This window comes from Bacillus methanolicus MGA3, assembly GCF_000724485.1.
GTDB lineage: Bacteria > Bacillota > Bacilli > Bacillales > Cytobacillaceae > Bacillus_Z > Bacillus_Z methanolicus_A.
On the sequence record NZ_CP007739.1, the window covers coordinates 2922558 to 2941869 of the forward strand.

Here is a 19312-nt window from a genome sequence, read left to right on the forward strand (position 1 = left end):
ACGGCAATCCAATTTTTATTTTAGCATTTTTTACCCTTCAACCAAATTTCATTTGACAAAAACGTGCTCCCAACCCCTAACATGGAAAAACAGTGTCTTTGTGTTTATATACAGTATACAATTGTTAGAATAATTTTTGCGCAAGTTTCATAGATATAATATTTTTTAAATTATGCAATTTCACAAAATGTACGGTAAACTATCTATTGTCAATGATTTACAGGGAGAATAAACAATGAAAAAAACTCTTTTAAAAAATATTGAAATTTACACAGGCGAGGAAGTCATTGATAACGGCTATCTTCTCTTTAAGGATGATAAAATTCTCGACATTGGTTTAATGAAGGATCTGGTTGTCCCGGAAAACACCGAGGAAATCAATCTGGAACCAAGTTTTAAAGCAGCTCCCGGTTTTATCGACCTTCATATTCACGGAGCGGGCGGAGCAGATACGATGGACGCAACCACTGAAGCATTATCAACAATGGCTGGAATCCTCCCGGCTGAAGGATCGACAAGTTTTTTAGCAACAACCATTACACAGGAAATAACGAGCATTGAGGTTGCATTGAAAAACGTGGCAAACTACCGGAAACATCATAATTTGGCCGGAGAAGCAGAAATTCTCGGGATTCATCTTGAAGGGCCGTTTATAAATGCAAAACGAGCCGGTGCTCAGCCCATCAAGCATATACTCGAGCCAGATATTGACCTTTTTAAACATTGGCAAAAGCTTGCTGAGAACGGTATTAAGCTTGTAACAATGGCGCCTGAACAAAAAAACGGCCTGGAATTTGTCCGGTATTTGAACCAATCGGGAGTCATTGCCTCAATCGGACATTCAGATGCGACATACGAAGAAACAATAAAGGCCGTAGAGGCAGGAGCAAAACATGTCACCCATCTATTTAACGGGATGAGAGGATTGCACCATCGGGAACCTGGAATTGCTGGCGCTGCCCTGCTGCTGAAAGAATTGATGGTTGAAATCATTGCAGACGGAATCCATGTCCGTCCGGAAATGATCCAGCTTTCTTTACGATCAAAAGGAATAGACCGAATGATATTAATTACGGATTCAATGAGGGCGAAATGCTTAAAAAACGGAACATATGACCTCGGCGGCCAGGATGTGGCCGTTAAGGATGGAATAGCTCTGTTAGAAAACGGAACCCTTGCAGGAAGCATCTTAAAAATGAAAGATTCGTTTAAAAATATAATGAAGTTCACTGGCATTTCACTAGTAGACGCAATTCAAATGGCAAGCATAAACCCGGCAAAACAAATAAATGTTTATGACCGCAAAGGCAGCCTGGCACCGGGAAAAGACGCCGATATTGTCATTCTTGATGATAACTATGAAGTGTTTATGACTTTCTGCCGCGGAAAAATAGCATATAAAAGAGGAGGGGAGAATCAACAGAATGAATATTTTGAGAGCGGATAATTATGATCAACTGAGCAAAATAGCTGCCAGCAAAATAATTGAAAAGGTTCGGGCCAATCCAAAAGCAACAATTGGACTAGCGACAGGCAGCACTCCTATTGGTGTTTATAAGCTACTAATTGAAGACCACAAGACGAACGGAACGACTTACAAACAAGTTTCAACGGTCAACCTCGATGAATACATCGGCATCTCCCGGGACGATCCGAACAGCTATCATTATTTCATGCGTGAACAATTGTTCAACCACATTGACATTCCTCTTGAACAGACATACATTCCTAACGGGATGGCGGAAGATTTTCTGCTTGAATGCACACGGTTTGAGAGTGTAATTCATGAACTTGGCGGAGTGGACGTTCAGCTTTTAGGAATTGGACAAAATGGGCACATCGGTTTCAACGAACCCGGAACTTCATTTAAAAGCCGCACCCATGTCGTAACGCTTGCTGAAAGTACACGAAAAGCAAATTCGCGATTTTTTCCTTCTCTAGATGACGTACCTACTCATGCGATCACAATGGGAATAGCAACGATTATGGACAGCAAGGAAATTATTTTGCTTGCATCAGGTGCATCAAAAGCAAAAGCCATTGCAAGACTGGTACATGGCGAAGTAGATGAAGATTTTCCGGCATCTGCTCTTAAACTTCATAAAAATGTGACGATCATTGCGGATATTGCTGCTTTACAATTAGTTTAGCCTCAATACTAAGAGAATCATTATTCATGGTTTGTGCCATGTCCATTTTTCCCCTTTTTTCATATGTAACTTATGATGAAAAGAGGTGAAAAAATGAAGATTATGCTTGATGCGGGCCATGGGTACTCTACAGAAGGCAAACGCAGTCCTGACGGCTTACGGGAATACGAATTCAATCGAGCTGTTGCGAATTATGCAAGAGATTTGCTTCAGGATTATGAGAATGTTGCCATTTATTTTGCCCATTCCGACCAAAAAGATGTTCCATTACAGGAGCGGACTGACAAGGCTAACAAGTTGAAAGTAGATTGTTATGCGGCAATTCATGCGAACGCAAACGGAAACAACTGGAATGACGCTGGCGGGATAGAAACGTATGTGCATATTTCCAAACCACTTGAAGCAACAAAACTGGCAAAGAAAATTCAACATAACTTAGTGGTCTCTACGGGCCTGCGAGATCGAGGCGTCAAAACTGCTGATTTTCATGTTTTAAGAGAAACGAACATGACAGCAGTTCTGATTGAATGCGGTTTTATGACAAATCGCCAGGAAGCGAAACTGCTTCGCTCAGATACTTACAGAAAAACATGCGCTAAAGCGATCGTAAAAAGCATAGCTGACCATTTTGACCTAAAGAAGAAACCGATCCATCCTCCCCCAGCCGCTAAAGGATTCTAACCCACTTGTTTACTTTGAAAAGTAAAACATTTTCCCATATTTGTGATGCTGCAATGCTTGGAACCGATCCAGGCATTTTTTCTTGATGGGCATGCAAAAAAAAAATAAAATCTTTGGAGTGATTTTGTTGTTTTTTCACATACTAACCTCGAAATTAATCAAAGGAGGTTTCCGTATGAAAAAAATAACAACATTTTTTACGATCATGATTTTTTCCCTCATGCTGATCAGTGTTAACGCGAATGCCATGCAAGAAGCATCGGGACCGGCATGCGACCTGCAAAAACAAAATACAATGTCTGTTCTTTGGTTCCAAACATCCGGAGAAGCAAAAGCATTATTTCATCAAGGGTACAACATAGGAAAAATGAGACTGGATGCAATTCTAGCCAAAAAGCCGAAGAATCCAGCTGTTGTGCTTGATTTAGATGAAACAGTTTTAGATAACAGCCCATACTTTGCATGGACAGTAAAAAACGGTAATCGTAATCGTGAAAAATGGTATGAATGGATGAATCGTGCCGAGGCAAAGGCACTTCCGGGAGCAGTTGAATTTTTAACGTATGCCAACTCAAGAGGAGTGAAAATATTTTACATATCCAATAGAAGAGAAGCCCAAAAGGAAGCGACGATTAAAAATTTACAACAAATCGGTGCACCACAGGCAAATTCAGAACACGTTCTGTTAAAACAGCCCGGTGAAAAAGGCAAAGAAACACGCCGTCAGCATGTAGCGAGAACACACAATATTGTCTTGCTGTTCGGGGATAACTTAGGAGATTTCAGCGGATTTGATCAATTATCAGCAAAAGAAAGAGTCCAGAACGTTGAAAAACGGAAAGATGAATTTGGCAAAAAACTTATTGTATTCCCGAACCCGATGTACGGTGATTGGGAAAGAGCCATCTATCATAAAAATTTCGGCATATCAAACACTGAAAAAGCAAAATTAAGAGAAGAAAGTTTGCAGCCATTTATGCCTTAACATTTTAAATGTCCCGAAAAAGAGGCTGGCTCTTGCTTATGAGCCAGCCCCCTTTATGCAATTAGATTTTTGTTCTGATTTTATTACTCTTTTGATCGTTCAAGCACTGCTTTTTGGATAATCAGATTCACTACCGCCATAATTACTGACATAAGCAGCGCCATTCCAAAACCCTTTATTTCAAAAGCCGATCCCATCATCGCATCTGTCAGCAACAGCGTTATCGCATTAATGACAAATAAAAATAAACCGAGAGTCAATATGGTAACCGGCAGTGTCAAAATTATAAGAATCGGCCGCACAAGCACATTTAAAATAGACAAAAGAAAACTCGCCCCTAGTGCTGCGCCAAATCCCGATAAGTAAATGGAATCCTCAAAATACCCTGCTAAAGCGACAAAAAGAACAGCATTGATAACAATTCCAACAAGCCATCTCATCGTAAAAACCCTTTGCTCTGAAATATTAATTTTCGGTCTGTCCACGAATGTATAAGATTCATTTGCAAGTCCTCCCAGCAAATGCTATGATTCTCTTTTTTTAATGTGTATCGATCCGGTTTTTGAATCAGCGAACACTTTAACCACTTTTTTCTCGTCATGTAAAGGTTTAAAACGGAGCATTTTTTGAATCATTTCCGATTTTTCTTCTACAATTTGAATGCCTTCGAGCTCAACAGAAAAACCGCCGAGATTTGTCTTTAAATCGCCTTCAGCAGAAACAGATTCAGGAAGGAAAATTTCGATGCTTCCGGTTGTCGCTTTCGCAACAATCGACTCTGCCCGGTTTTTTAATGTACAATGTACATTGCCATTAAAAGTTTGAACATCTGCTCTTGCAACATCTCCATCCAATTCAATGGCTCCGTTAATGGATTCAAGTTCAAGGTCATCTGCCGTGCAGTTTGATAAATGAATATGGCCATTGGCGGTTTCAACTTCGGTTTTGCCGGAAATAATGGAATCGAGATTAATTTTTCCGTTTGCAGCCTTAACTTTTAAGTTATTTGCTTTTATGTTTTTCCCTTCAATCGGGCCATTAAACATTCGGACTCTTACATATTCATAAAATTCCTGAGGCACATAAATTTTTGCATCAACTTTCATCCATTTTTGCTGAGTGCCGAACCGCATTTTTTCCCCTTCAATCCCAAACACAACATCCTTTAAAAAGGATTGCCGCGCTTCTTCCTGAGAATGAACCCGATAGACTTTCGCATTGCATTCAACCCGGACATCACGCTGATCCCATGGCACGAGTTTGACGGACCCATTTGCCACGTCTACATCTATTTCTTTTACGTTTGCATCTCCGTGTTGAAAAATATGCGAAACTTCAATTGACTGGCCAAAATTAAGATCTAAATCAAATTCTTTCATTTTTTTTAAGGCAGAATCAACAAAGTCAAAAATTTTATCTTTGACAGATTGAAATTTGTAGTGAACATTATCTTCCTTTTTTGCTTCTTCAAAGTTTACCGCAGTAGACAAATCATGGATGATTTCCTCTTGCTTCTGCTCCATTGTTTTGCTGCTTTTTTCAAGCTCTTCCAGTAAGGTTAACGCTTCATCGACGGTTAGTTTTCCCTCTTTCACCATGTTTAAGATTCGTTTGCGCTCCTCCAACATTATTTTCCCTCCAAAGCGTATTATTAAATTAGCTCTTGTATCCAACGAAATTCAAATCCAAAAAAAAACATCTCCTTTGTATGTATTTACGCAATGTGTTTTCGAAAGTTTCATATTATTTCTGACCCAGTTTTAAATTAAAAAGCAGCTGCAAATCAAGCAGCTGCTTTTCCTTCTATCAATTTGTAACTTTTTCCTTTTCCTCAATCAGCTTTTTCATCCGCAGCCTGTCGCGCTCAAGTATTGGCTTCAAATATTTTCCCGTATAAGAACCGGGAACCTCTGCCACCTCTTCCGGAGTTCCTTGCGCAATGATCGTGCCGCCGCGGTCTCCGCCTTCCGGGCCGAGGTCGATAATATAATCGGCGGCTTTAATCACATCAAGATTATGCTCAATCACCAATACCGTATCCCCATTTTCAACAAGCCGCTGCAGGACCACAAGAAGGCGGGAAATATCGTCTACATGAAGCCCTGTTGTCGGCTCATCCAAAATATAGAAGGAACGCCCGGTCGAACGGCGATGCAGTTCGGAAGCAAGTTTCACGCGCTGGGCTTCTCCCCCTGAAAGCGTTGTTGCCGGCTGTCCCAGTTTTATATAGCCAAGTCCGACATCCACAATCGTTTGCAGTTTTCGTTTAATTTTAGGGATATTCTCGAAAAATTCGAGTGCATCATCAACGGTCATATCAAGGATTTCGGAAATATTTTTGCCTTTGTATTTCACCTCAAGCGTTTCCCGGTTGTAGCGTTTTCCATGGCAAACTTCACACGGAACGTATACATCAGGGAGAAAATGCATTTCAATTTTAATAATCCCGTCTCCACGGCATGCTTCACAGCGGCCGCCTTTTACGTTAAAGCTGAAACGGCCTTTTTTATAACCGCGCACCTTCGCTTCATTAGTAGCCGCAAAAACATCGCGAATATCATCAAAAACTCCGGTATAGGTCGCCGGATTGGACCGAGGCGTCCGGCCAATCGGAGACTGGTCAATATCAATAACTTTATCGAGATGCTCAATCCCTTTAATTTCTTTATACTCGCCTGGTCTGCTTTTTGCGTTGTGAAGCTTCTGGGCAAGTGCTTTGTGAAGAATTTCATTTATTAATGTACTTTTTCCTGAACCGGACACCCCTGTAACTGCAATAAACGTTCCCAACGGAAACTTGACATCTACATTTTTAAGATTATTCTCTTTCGCTCCTTTAATTTCCACATAGCGGCCGTCAGGTTTTCTGCGTTCAATCGGAAGCGGTATAAATTTTTTCCCGGAAAGATACTGGCCTGTCAGAGAATTAGGGTCATTCATAACTTCCTCCGGAGTTCCTGCAGAAACAATTTGACCGCCATGAACTCCTGCACCCGGACCAACGTCAATTAAATAATCTGCAGCGAGCATCGTATCCTCGTCATGTTCGACAACAATCAGCGTATTTCCGATATCGCGCATATTTTTCAGTGTATCAATCAGCCTGTCATTATCACGCTGATGAAGGCCGATGGACGGTTCATCTAAAATATAAAGAACGCCTGTCAGCCGGGACCCGATTTGTGTAGCCAGACGGATGCGCTGCGCCTCTCCTCCCGATAGAGTACCAGCTGCACGGCTGAGTGTTAAATAATCTAATCCTACATTTATTAAGAAACCGAGTCTTTCTTTAATTTCTCTTAAAATGAGATTGGCGATCTTAAACTCTTTTTCTGTTAAGTCAAGATTTGAAAAGAACTTGTGGGCTTCTTCAATCGAAAGTTCGGTTATCTGCCCGATATGCCTTCCAGAAACCAAGACGGCTAGGCTTTCTTTTTTCAGGCGATGCCCTTTGCAAGTCGGACACGGCTGATGAGCCATATATTTCTCCATCTGTTCACGAATATAATCCGAACTTGTTTCTTTAAAGCGCCGTTCCACGTTGCGAAGAACACCTTCAAATTCAATATAGTTTTCTCTCACCTGGCCAAAATCGTTTTCATAACGGAAATAAATCCGTTCACCTTTTGAGCCGTATAAAATTTTATCAAGCAAATGCTCCGGCAAATCTTTAACCGGTACATCCATATCAATTCCATAATGGCTGCATACCGCTTCGAGCAGCTGCGGATAATAGTTTGAGCTATTCGGCTCCCACGGGGCAATCGCATGTTCTCTTAAAGTAAGATCCTTATTTGGTATAACAAGGTCGACATCGACTTCAAGCTTTGAGCCGAGGCCGTCGCAGTCAGGGCAGGCGCCGAAAGGACTGTTAAAAGAAAACATCCGCGGCTCAAGCTCTTGAATCGAAAAACCGCAATAAGGGCATGCATGATGCTCACTGAAAAGCAGCTCCTCTTCACCGATCACATCAATGATCACTTTTCCTTCGCCAAGACGCAATGCTGTTTCTAATGAATCTGACAGACGGGCAGAAATTCCTTCTTTAACAATGATCCGGTCGATGACGACTTCTATTGAGTGCTTTTTATTTTTCTCAAGTTCAATTTCATCGCCTAAATCATGCATTTCGCCGTCAATTCGGACACGGACGTACCCTTGTTTTTTAATTTCTTCGAGCGTTTTTGAATGGGTTCCTTTCCGTCCTGATACAACAGGGGCAAGTATTTGCAGCCTGGTTCTTTCCGGGTATTCCAAAATGCGGTCCACCATCTGTTCAATCGTTTGTGAGGAAATCTCAATTCCGTGCACAGGGCACGTTGGCCGTCCGACTCTTGCAAATAAAAGCCTTAAATAATCATATATCTCCGTTACTGTCCCAACTGTTGACCGAGGGTTTCTGCTTGTTGTTTTTTGGTCAATGGAAATGGCAGGAGACAACCCTTCGATCGAATCGACATCAGGCTTATCCATTTGCCCGAGGAACTGGCGGGCATAGGCGGAAAGAGATTCCACATATCTTCGCTGCCCTTCTGCATAAATCGTATCAAAGGCGAGCGACGACTTTCCCGAACCTGAAAGCCCCGTTACCACAACAAGCTTATCTCTCGGAATGGTGACATCTATATTTTTCAAATTGTGAACTCTGGCACCTTTTACAATGAGTTTATCCATCGCCATGTATTCGTCATCCTTCCGCTTTTAACTCAAGTATTAAATCACGAAGCTCGGCGGCCCGTTCGAAGTTTAATGCTTTCGCCGCCTCCTTCATTTCTTTTTCCATTTCGGCAATGAGCTTTTCCCGTTCTTTTTTCGTCAATTTGCTTAGATTTTCAGCCGGTTTATATTCTTCCTGCTCTTCAGCCGCATAAGTAGCGCGGATCACATCGCGAATCTCCTTCTGGATTGTTTGCGGTGTAATTCCGTGTTTTTTGTTGTATTCTTCCTGAATCGAACGGCGGCGCTTCGTTTCATTAATCGCAATTTCCATTGACTGGGTAATCCGGTCAGCATACATAATGACATGGCCGTTTGCATTCCGGGCTGCCCGGCCAATCGTCTGAATAAGAGACCGCTCCGAACGAAGAAAGCCTTCTTTATCAGCATCAAGAATCGCAACAAGAGAAACTTCCGGAATATCGAGCCCTTCTCTTAGCAAGTTGATCCCGACAAGAACATCAAATTTTCCAAGGCGAAGGTCCCTGATGATTTCGATCCGTTCAAGCGTTTTTATCTCAGAATGCAAATACCGAACCTTAATTCCGATATCTTTCAAGTAATCGGTTAAGTCTTCCGCCATTTTTTTCGTCAGTGTCGTGACAAGAACGCGTTCATTTCGCTTAATCCGATCTTGAATTTCACCAATTAAGTCATCAATCTGCCCTTCAATCGGACGGACATCAATGGTTGGATCTAACAGGCCGGTCGGCCGGATAATCTGCTCAACCATTTCAGGACAATGCTCCAGCTCATAAGGCCCTGGAGTTGCCGACACATAGATAATTTGATTAATGTGCTTTTCAAATTCTTCAAATGTCAGCGGACGGTTATCCAATGCTGATGGGAGCCGGAAACCGTGCTCAACAAGAACCTGCTTCCGGGCCCGGTCGCCATTATACATTCCGCGGATTTGCGGCAAGGTGACATGCGATTCATCAACCACAATGAGAAAGTCGTCCGGAAAATAATCAAGCAATGTATACGGTGTTGATCCAGGGGCCCTTAATGTTAGATGCCTCGAGTAATTTTCAATTCCTGAACAAAAGCCCATTTCCCGCATCATTTCAAGGTCATAGCGGGTCCGCTGCTCAAGGCGCTGCGCCTCAAGAAGTTTGTCTTCTGCACGAAGTTTCTTAAGCTGTTCTTCCAATTCTTTTTCAATATTTTCAATTGCGATTCGCATTTTTTCTTCCCGCGTGACGAAGTGGGAAGCCGGGAAGATCGCAGCATGTTCACGCTCTCCTAATATTTCTCCTGTTAACGCATCCACTTCACGGATCCGGTCAATTTCATCGCCAAAAAACTCAACTCGGATACAGTGTTGATCCCTTGAGGCAGGAAAAATCTCCACAACATCCCCGCGCACGCGGAATGTCCCCCGTTTGAAATCAATATCATTCCGTTCATATTGGATATCAACGAGACGGTGAAGCAGTTGGTTTCGTTCAATTTCCATGCCGACACGCAATGATACGACAAGATCACGATATTCTTCTGGAGAACCGAGGCCGTATATGCAGGAAACACTGGCAACAATGATCACATCTCGTCTTTCAAACAGAGCAGATGTCGCCGAGTGGCGCAGCTTATCTATTTCATCATTGATGCTTGCATCTTTTTCAATAAAAGTATCTGTTTGCGGGACATACGCTTCAGGCTGATAATAGTCGTAGTAGCTGACAAAATATTCGACCGCATTATTAGGAAAAAATTCTTTAAACTCGCTGTAAAGCTGTCCGGCAAGCGTTTTGTTGTGGGCGATTACCAGGGTTGGTTTATTCACTTCTTTAATCACATTCGAAATCGTAAATGTTTTTCCTGTCCCTGTTGCCCCTAAAAGTGTTTGATGCTTCTTTCCTGTCTTAATGCCTTCCACAAGTTTTCTTATCGCTTCAGGCTGATCCCCTTGGGGCGAATATTTCGAGACTAATTCAAATTGCTCGTTCACAAAAAAATCCTCCTGTTCCACAATGATATGGACCGAAGATAAGAATCGTTATACTAGTGATTCGAGCCGATTCACTTGATCCGTCTTCAAAAACTCATATCACCATTCTACCACAAAGCTCTCAAAACAAACCAATAATACGCGAACGGATATTCGTTTTTTTCTACAGAATAAAAAAATCCATCTGTTGAAAATTGTCTCTTTTTGTTTTCAATTGTTTGAACAAATGTCAAAATAGCCTGATATTTTCTCGTTTTTTCTTTAAGCAATGCAAAAAACCTGTCGAAGAAAAAGCAGACAGGTTTTACGAAAGTTATTTCGATTTTGATGTTCAATTTATTAAGCGCTCTTCCGGGTTCTGGCCATCATTTTTTTTGCATACCAAAAACCGAGTGTTAACGAAAACGCATCAACAACAATCAGCCCCAGTGAATTTGTGTACCCTTTATAGACCGAGGCGGCAATCAAAGCGACTGTAAGAATAAGACCGGTTACAGGATGATACGTTACCCTTGTAAAAAGCAAAACCAACACGAACGGAAAAAATAATGCCGATAAATATTTAACCATAAGGCCACCTTCTTCACTCTATTTGAAAAATAAAGATTTTTCTAACAAATTTCATTTCCCTCGCTTATCATTAGAATATATCTTCTTTCCTGCGTATACAAGCTTTTTACAACGTTTCCGGCGCATATTATTTTATAAATCATAAAAGAAAGAGGCCGTCTCAAAAACCTGAGGGTCAGACCCTTTAGAGACAGCCTCTTCTAAAATGATTATTCTTCTATTTGCCTGTTTTTCTTTCTTCTTAACTTGCTTATGCTTTCATAAACGATTGGAACAATTAACAGAGTAAGAAGGGTTGAACTTGTTAATCCGCCAATAACAGTCACGCCAAGTGCTTTGGAAATCAGTCCGCTTCCCTCCATGCCAAATGCAAGCGGCAATAACGCTCCAACCGTGGCAATCGCAGTCATTAAAATCGGACGCAAACGGGTTGAACCAGCCTCAAGCAATGCTTCCCTTGTGCTGAGTCCTTCGTTTTCTTTTCGAATCACCCGGTCAATCAATACAATTGCATTCGTTACCACAATTCCGATTAGCATTAAGGCGCCGATCATAGCCGACACACTGATTGTCTCACCGGAAATTAACAAGGCAACGAGTGCGCCGATAATTGTAAACGGCAATGAGAACAGGATCGTAAATGGTGCAAGAGCGCCTCCAAAAGTTACGACGAGGATAAAATAAACGATGGCAATTGCTGCGAGCATCGCCAAACCTAATTGAGTAAAGGTTTGCTGAATATCTTTCGTAACCCCTCCCGTCGAAATTTCTACATTTGACGGCAGATGGATCTTATCCACTTCTTTTTGAAACTTCGCAGACGCTTTGGAAACATCTTTTGTCGTCAGTTCGGCGCTGACTTCTGCATAAATCCGGCCATCACGGCGCGTAACGGTGTCAGATGTTTTTCCTTTCTTGATTTTAACCAATTCGCTTACCGGAACTTTGATGCCAAGCGGTGATTGGATCGTTTTTTTAGTCATATCCTTGACACTTTCATAGCTTTCTTGTTTATCTTGAACATAAACATTCAGCTCTTCCCCGTCTTTCTCAATTGTGGTCAAAACAGGGCGCTCCCTTGTTTGAGAAAGTTCCATGCCAATTTGCGCAGCCGTTAATCCGAGCCGGCTCAGTTTTTTCTGATTAGGAACGAGTGTAAATTCATCATATGTTTCAGAAATGCTCGAATCAATTTTTGTAAAGCTTTTGTCCTTTTTCATGATGGCTTGAATTTCTTTTACAACCGGTTCGATATCTTCCCGCTTTTCACCATATACATAATAGACAATTTCGTTGCTGCCGGCACTGGATGAATAGTTTTGGGAAGCCCATTCACCTTCTGCTGTTTTTCTCTGAAGGTCCTTAATAACCTTTTCCTTTTCCTTTTCAAAGTTAGGCGTATCTTTGTCATATTTAATAAACAGGATCGCGCTGTTTGTATCTCCAGGATTCATTGGGTTTTCGCTTCCTAGAGACAATTGAACCGTTTCAACGTTGTCTCTCTTCAAGAAATATTTCTCTGCATCTGACGCATATTTTTTCACTTGATCCAACGTTTCCCCAGGGGCAGGTTTATACGTAGCAACCATCATCTTCTCTTGGTCGGACGGGAGGAAGCTGACCCCGATAACAGGAACAAGGAATAAGCTTCCGGCAAAGAGGAACAATGCCAATAAGCTTGTTATTATCTTATGGTTTAATGACCAGTTTAAAACTTTCTTATAGGCCCGAGCCAATCTTCCGGGTTTTTCCCCATCATGATGGACTCCTTCTTTTAACCCCTTTTTAAATAAAGAATGCGCCATCATCGGTACAATTGTAATCGCAACAAGTAAAGAAGCGAGCAGCGAAAAGACGATTGTTAAGGCAAACGGCAAGAACAGCTCGCCAACCATTCCCTTTACAAGTGCAAGAGGAAGAAACACGGCGATCGTAACGATCGTTGATGACATGATCGGAATAAACATTTCTTTAGTCGCTTCGCGGATCAAATTCATCCCTTTCAGCTTTTCGCCTTTCAGCGACATTCTCCGGTATATGTTTTCGATAACAACGATCGAGTCATCGATAACCCGGCCGATCGCAACAGTCATCGCGCCTAAAGTCATCATATTCAGTGTAATATCCATCTGATTCAGAACTAAAATTGCAATCAATAGCGACATCGGGATCGAAATGACCGCGATCAATGTCGTTTTGATATTTCTCAAGAATAATAGAATAATCACGACTGCAAACACTGCTCCAAACAGTGCCTTGCTTAACATCGTATTTACAGAATCTTCAATCGGTTTTGCCTGGTCAAAAGTTGTGACTGCTTCCAAGCCATCAATTTTATTTTCAAATTTTTTCAACTCTTTTTTTACATCATTCGCAACTTTAACAGTGTTGGCATCAGCAGCTTTGACAATTTGAAGGCCAATCGATTCTTTTCCATTTGTTCTGGAAATCGATTCTGCTTTGCTGACAAGTTTAATATCCGCAATGTCTCCAAGTTTTACAGTCGGAAGCCCTGCACTTTGCTGCGACCGTCCTTGGATGCTTCCTTGAGAAATTCCGCCCCGGGCTCCAGCTGCATTGCCTTGAGGCGCCATTCCGGAACCGCCCTCTAGACCTGCTGCCGGGCTGCCGCTTTGAGGCGACGCTCCGAAACCGCCCTGTGGACCTCGCGCCGGATTGCCTTGATTGGCTGTTTGTGGGTTATTCTGGCTTCCAGTTGAAGGGATCACCGGAATTTCCAAAGCTTTTAACTGTTCGATTGTCTTAAGGTTGCCATCTACAACAACCGATTGCTCTTTATCTTTAAATGTATAAAGGCCTAAAGGATACGTTATATCTTCGCCTTTTATAAAATTTTTCACTGTTTCTTCGCTTAAGCCGTATTGAGCCAGTTTCTTATCGTTAAAAACAACTTGGACCTCATCGGTCTGCTGTCCGGAAATTTGCACGGATGATACACCGTCAATCCCTTTCAATGCAGGCACGATATCTTTTTCAACTGTTTTTGTAAGCTTTGCAAGTGATTCTTTTTCATTTGAAATGCTAAGAGATAAAATCGGGAAGGCATTAATGCTGACCTTTGAAATTTTCGGTTTATTCACACCATCCGGAAATTGTATCGAAGATAAAGCATCTTCTAACTCAACTTTTGCCTCATCCATATCCTTTCCATAATCATATTCGATTTGGACAGCTGATGCATTTTGAAATGAAGTCGAACTGACTACATTCACTCCGTTAAGATTCTGGACCGCTTTTTCGATCGGTTCAGAAACCTTATCTGCTACCTCTTCAGGGGTAGCTCCGGGATAAACAGTTGTGACGCTGATAACCGGAGTATTAATATCCGGAATCATTTCAAGCTTCATGTTCAAACCGGAATATAAGCCAGCGACCGTTACAATAATGGTAAGCAGCCAGACCGCGAACTTATTTTTGAGGGTAAAATTAATAATTCTATCCATTGCTTCCTCCAGCTCCTGCAGCTTAGAAATTTTCACTTGACCGACTGGTCATGATAACAAATAATATAAATGACCAGTCGGTCAACCGTCAATATAGACGTTAAAAATTTAACAATAAATTAAGGGTTTATCTTCCATGACCAATCGGTCATAATGAAAGTAATAGATTTGGACGGGAGCAAGGAAAATGAAAGAAAAAGAAAAATTGATTATAGATGCGGCGATTAAACTGTTCGCTAATAAAGGATTTGTCGCCACTTCAATTCAGGAAATAGCCAATGAGGCAGGAATTTCAAAGGGAGCTTTTTATATATATTTCAAATCAAAAGAATCACTGCTTATTGAGATTTTTAAATATTACTATGAAACAATCAAAGCGCGAATGGATGAAATAAAAACATTAAACTTGCCTCCAAGAGACATGTTTGTTGAACACATCGTCTGCCTGTATACGGAGATTAACAAACATAGAGACTTTATCATTATGCAGACAAGAGAACAAGCCATTCCCTTTAACGAATCCATTGCAGAGTTTATCAACAGGATGCACATAGAAACGTATCAATTTTACAAAAAATCATTGACTGCAATATACGGGAAAGACATTGTACCCTATCTTGGCGATCTTTCGATTATCTTGCAAGGAATCTTTCACTCGTATTTACAGCTGATTATTTTTCAAAACAACCCGATAGACTTTTATAACCTGGCTCGATTTATACTTCGAAGAGCCGATGATTTAGCAAATGGATTGATGAAATCTGAAGAAAAATCAATCGTGCCTCCCCATTTGCTTAATCAGGCATTGTTTGACATCCAATGTTTCCCAAAAAAAATAAACAAAAAAAATCTTCTTCTTTTGATCAAAAAATTAAAAGCTGATTTGGAAACATCAAGCGACCTGTTTGTTACGCTCGATGTACTTGAAGCTGAAATCAACTGCGAAACACCAAGAATCCCGGTTATCCAAGGAATGCTCGCTAATTTAAAGGATGTCCAAGAAACAAAAGAATTGAAGCTGCAAATTGAAAATTTCTTTGAACTTAGAGAGAGATCGAAAAACTAATTCTTTTCTTTTTCAAAGCGGCTCTGTTTCATGAAAAAACAGTTTGTTCTTTAAGCTATGGAAACAAATTCTCCTTACTGAGGTTACAGCCTTCAAGCTCGCTCTTTAAGGTTAGGAAGTACACTCAGATCCAATATTAAAGTTTCCAACTTTGTCCAATGACATAACAAGAAAACCGACACATAAAATTAAGTATATGTGTTTTTAAAGGAGGCGGGATATGAGAAATCCAGAAACAACTCCTATTTTTCCTGGCACGGAAGCAAATCAGATGCTGCTCCCTCCGGAAAAATTTGCTTCTCCACAGGAATCTTTAACAGAAAATCTTTTTATTGAGCGTTCCTTAACGGAAAATAAGTTTTGGTTAAGGATCATGAAAGAACATGCATTATTTTTAGGTGAAGGTTTTAACAAAAATGACAAACACCTTATACAGCAAACCGACCGATTTTATCATTATTTTGAACAACAGGAAAAAAGGGCCCATCAAACACCCAATAATGTGACGCAGGTTAGGAAATTAAATGAAGACACGATTCAATTAGTATACGGATTTCGTAATTTCAAACGAAACCTTCTCATTTTGATTATCAATTGTAAGGTAAGCGGTTTTAACTTCCCGCTCCTTGTCGATCATATTGCAAGGGAAGCAGAATATTTTATCAGAACATTAAAGAAGTTTAACAATGGGATTTTAGACCCGATTCAAGACGCCATCATTAGTGAGAATGTCTTTTGGCTCCGCATTATGATGGAGCACTCAAGATTCATAGCGTCTTTGCTTGATCAGTCAGAACGCAACCTCGTTCATACAGCCCAAAAATTTGCAGATGATTTTGAAGTGCTTCTCAATCAGGCCCGAGACGTTGAGTCAATGTTATACAAGAAAAGCCCAACATACCCTATCATCGGAAAACTAAATCAAGATAGTGAAAACGCAACGGCTGAATTGCGAACCTTTAAAAAGGCAGGTTTAGATCTAATAAAAAGCTGCCAAATTCGAAGCGTCATTAACCCATTATTAGCGGACCATGTAGTACGTGAAGCGGATCATTTCTTATATATGATTAATGTTCTGGAAGAACGATTAAAAAAGAAACAAGCAACCGAGCAGTTACAGTAAAAAGCGAGATCAGAATCCCGCTTTTTTTCTTTGTCATTGCCCGCACGCATTGGTGAATTAGGATTATTAAGAATTTATAAACATAAAAAAACGGCTACTACTCATGTTAACGAGGATAGTGTCCGTTTTCTAAATTAATTTTATTTTTCTCTCCATTGTGATGGTTCCATTTCGTTCCTATCTAACTGTCGTTTTAATCTCATTGTAAATATCAATCCGTTTTTTTGAACGTAATATGATCCACTGAGCAATTAAAATGTTCAGGACCCAAGAAAAAATAATGGTAAGACCGTACAAAAACCCACGTTCATGTGAAATCATTAATGCAAACATACCCCAGATACGAAATGTTACAAAGGTGAAAGTAACTGCGTAACTGCGCAGCATCCACTCATTATGACTTTGAATTTCTTTTTTCCTAATTTTTAAAAATCCTATTAATGTCGTTATAATCCATGCAATATCTAATGTGTAAAAACCAATAACACTAACTATTCCTCCTGTTCCGTAAAAAGATAAATATAATCCAACCATTGATGCAATGAAGATGGAAAATACATATATTTTCCCGATATTTCTATGCAATTCTTTCTTTTTTTGATGCAATTTCTTACTGAATTGAAACGGTCCCAATATAAGAGCAAATATCCCAAAGAAAATATGAATGTACAGGATATAAATCCAAGGATGATACTGAAACCCTTTTACTATTTCTTGTTTTTCTTTTATATAAGGTGAAGTCTGGGGGCCAAAAATAAAGTATTGCACAATTGCATAAATGACAAAAACAATTATGAATAGACTTAACAAACCTATACCTATTTTACTTCCTATTGATTTCTTCATTAATTCTCTCCCATTGTTAATAATCCATTATATGCCTTTATCATGGGATTCCCTTAAATAAATGATAAAATCAGTTGAAATTCCTTTCTCACCGAGTTGCCTTAACATAGAGGTTATATTTCCTCTATGATAGGTGCCATGATTCACTATATGAATGAAAATATCCCATAATTGGCTGCAAAACATTTGTCCTTTAGTGTTTTGATAGTATATTAGTTTATTATCCTCTGTATTACTAGCAGCAAGATATTGACTGTGTACTTCGGAAAATGCTTCTCTTGCTTGAGGAATATTTTGAAATGTTATTTCTGGGAATGCACTTAAATTATTCCCTTGAATTCTTTGAATCCACATACTTTCCACTGCGTATAAATGTTCTAGTGTTTTTAATATGCTTGGAAATACATTCGGAATCTCTTTGCTTAGTATTCCTTCAGGGAGAGTGCCCAAATGATCTAAAACCTTATTTGTTGCCCAAAAATGATAGTTAAGAAAATTTTTATTCATTTTTACCTCCAAGATAGATTCATTTATTTTATTAAAATTTTTTAACATCGCTTGGTCTACAGTAAAAATAAATTTCCAAATATTTTGAATTCAAATAATAACTTCCCCCAATTTATTTGCTTTGAATGATGACGCCTTGATAGTCCTTCAACTTTTTCCCCTGTAAAAAATCTATTACCATTTCATTAAATAATTCCTTTCTCATCGTACTCAGCGGATCAAATGCTCCTTTAAATAACGCCAAAGTAGCATTTTCATGCATATTGTCAAAGATAATGGCTGATGCTTTTCCTTCATAAATGCCTGTTACGACTTTTCCCTCTCCTCCCATGATTAACGTTGGAGACTTAATTTTATTTAACAAGTGTGTATGGTATGGAAAGGGAGCTTTCTTCATGGCCAGCATCATTTTTTTATCAATCGAAATCGTTTTTCTTATGATTTCTTGAGTATACGTATCTTCTTTATAGACCTTTAACATTAAAGACAAAATGACGTTATAAGGCAGTAAAGAGAAAATAAAATTGGAAAGATTTAATACCCATTTAGAAGCAGGTGATGGAAATTCACTATAACTGTTGGAGATTACCAATCTATTTACATAGGCAGGGTGATGAATCGCTAACAAGGTCCCAATTTGTGCACCCTGTGAAACTCCCACAACATGCACATTTTTCTCTCCAATGGCGTCAAGAAATTCCTTCATATCTTCAGCTAAAAGAAAATGGTCATATTTCCCGCCTGGAAAGTCTTTTGAGCTTTCCCCGTGTCCCCTCAAGTCCACCATTATCATTTTAAATTTGGGTGAGAAATCCTCAAATTGAGGTTCCCACATTCTCCAAGATACTCCGCTTCCATGAATAAAAAGGACGGGAGGGCCATCTCCCATAATTTCGTAATTGATTGTGGCTCCATTTGCATTTACTTTTGGCATACAATAACCCTTCCTTTACTTAAACATCATTCAGAAGAAACCTCTCACTTCAAGGGAGTGAAGGGCGCAACCCAACAGTAAGAGGGAGATGAAATTCTGTTAGGGAATTGTTGGAACTAGGGAAATAGCTAGTTATATTGGCACTCGTTGGGGTGTACAAGCCTAGAACTTGTTGCTTAGTTAATTCTCTTGAAAAAATCTCCATAGTTCAATCCTCCCGATTATTAGTATAATATTCAATTCCATTATCCCCCTTTCCTGCTAAATACAGTGGCTATGACAAATTTTTCTGAATAGCAAAACCCCTTGTGCTCAAGGA

At 40.0% G+C, this 19312-nt stretch carries 15 protein-coding genes; 6 read left to right on the forward strand and 9 right to left on the reverse strand.

The window, feature by feature from the left end:
- Positions 1 to 235 precede the first annotated feature (235 nt).
- From nagA to BMMGA3_RS14310, 4 genes are all read left to right on the forward strand, one after another.
- Complete coding sequence (gene nagA / locus BMMGA3_RS14295; protein WP_003349384.1) at positions 236 to 1447, forward strand: N-acetylglucosamine-6-phosphate deacetylase; 1212 nt, start codon at positions 236 to 238, stop codon at positions 1445 to 1447.
- Positions 1425 to 2150, forward strand: coding sequence for a glucosamine-6-phosphate deaminase (gene nagB, locus BMMGA3_RS14300; RefSeq protein WP_003349383.1), 726 nt, complete (start codon positions 1425 to 1427; stop codon positions 2148 to 2150). The genes nagA and nagB overlap by 23 nt, the downstream gene beginning before the upstream one ends.
- Before the next feature lie 93 nt (positions 2151 to 2243).
- The gene (locus tag BMMGA3_RS14305) at positions 2244 to 2831 is read left to right on the forward strand and encodes an N-acetylmuramoyl-L-alanine amidase (protein WP_003349382.1); all 588 of its coding nucleotides are present in this window, start codon (positions 2244 to 2246) and stop codon (positions 2829 to 2831) included.
- Between the two features lie 175 nt (positions 2832 to 3006).
- Positions 3007 to 3816, forward strand: coding sequence for a 5'-nucleotidase, lipoprotein e(P4) family (locus BMMGA3_RS14310; RefSeq protein WP_003349381.1), 810 nt, complete (start codon positions 3007 to 3009; stop codon positions 3814 to 3816).
- An 83-nt stretch (positions 3817 to 3899) separates the two neighbouring features.
- Here BMMGA3_RS14310 and BMMGA3_RS14315 read toward each other — a convergent pair whose 3' ends face one another.
- From BMMGA3_RS14315 to BMMGA3_RS14345, 6 genes are all read right to left on the reverse strand, one after another.
- Entirely contained in the window at positions 3900 to 4256 is a 357-nt protein-coding gene (locus tag BMMGA3_RS14315) for a phage holin family protein (protein WP_034669627.1), read from the reverse strand.
- A gap of 84 nt (positions 4257 to 4340) precedes the next feature.
- A complete protein-coding gene (locus BMMGA3_RS14320; RefSeq protein ID WP_003349379.1) occupies positions 4341 to 5444 on the reverse strand; it encodes a DUF4097 family beta strand repeat-containing protein in 1104 nt (367 codons plus the stop codon).
- A 178-nt stretch (positions 5445 to 5622) separates the two neighbouring features.
- Positions 5623 to 8496 (reverse strand): excinuclease ABC subunit UvrA, encoded by a 2874-nt coding sequence (uvrA, locus tag BMMGA3_RS14325; RefSeq protein WP_003349378.1) that lies wholly within the window; start codon positions 8494 to 8496, stop codon positions 5623 to 5625.
- Between the two features lie 7 nt (positions 8497 to 8503).
- Entirely contained in the window at positions 8504 to 10483 is a 1980-nt protein-coding gene (gene uvrB, locus BMMGA3_RS14330; protein ID WP_003349376.1) for an excinuclease ABC subunit UvrB, read from the reverse strand.
- Between the two features lie 339 nt (positions 10484 to 10822).
- Positions 10823 to 11053: a CsbA family protein gene (locus BMMGA3_RS14340; protein ID WP_003349373.1), complete on the reverse strand. Its 231-nt coding sequence runs from the start codon at positions 11051 to 11053 to the stop codon at positions 10823 to 10825.
- A 209-nt stretch (positions 11054 to 11262) separates the two neighbouring features.
- Positions 11263 to 14517, reverse strand: coding sequence for an efflux RND transporter permease subunit (locus BMMGA3_RS14345; RefSeq protein ID WP_003349371.1), 3255 nt, complete (start codon positions 14515 to 14517; stop codon positions 11263 to 11265).
- Positions 14518 to 14704: 187 nt separating this feature from the next.
- Here BMMGA3_RS14345 and BMMGA3_RS14350 point away from each other — a divergent pair, with 187 nt between their 5' ends.
- Positions 14705 to 15583, forward strand: a complete 879-nt coding sequence (locus tag BMMGA3_RS14350) for a TetR/AcrR family transcriptional regulator (protein WP_003349369.1) — start codon at positions 14705 to 14707, stop codon at positions 15581 to 15583.
- Positions 15584 to 15803: 220 nt separating this feature from the next.
- Positions 15804 to 16706, forward strand: a complete 903-nt coding sequence (locus tag BMMGA3_RS14355; RefSeq protein ID WP_003349367.1) for a DUF2935 domain-containing protein — start codon at positions 15804 to 15806, stop codon at positions 16704 to 16706.
- Between the two features lie 177 nt (positions 16707 to 16883).
- On the opposite strand, the gene BMMGA3_RS14360 is transcribed toward BMMGA3_RS14355, so the two are convergent.
- The 3 genes from BMMGA3_RS14360 to BMMGA3_RS14370 form a co-directional block, all read right to left on the reverse strand.
- The gene (locus BMMGA3_RS14360) at positions 16884 to 17552 is read right to left on the reverse strand and encodes a DUF2306 domain-containing protein (protein ID WP_051744920.1); all 669 of its coding nucleotides are present in this window, start codon (positions 17550 to 17552) and stop codon (positions 16884 to 16886) included.
- Positions 17553 to 17579: 27 nt separating this feature from the next.
- Positions 17580 to 18059, reverse strand: coding sequence for a DinB family protein (locus BMMGA3_RS14365; RefSeq protein ID WP_003349362.1), 480 nt, complete (start codon positions 18057 to 18059; stop codon positions 17580 to 17582).
- 112 nt (positions 18060 to 18171) lie between these two features.
- Positions 18172 to 18993 carry an alpha/beta fold hydrolase gene (locus BMMGA3_RS14370; RefSeq protein ID WP_003349361.1) on the reverse strand — a complete coding sequence of 274 codons (822 nt, stop codon included), beginning with the start codon at positions 18991 to 18993 and terminating at the stop codon, positions 18172 to 18174.
- Between the last annotated feature and the right edge of the window lie 319 nt (positions 18994 to 19312).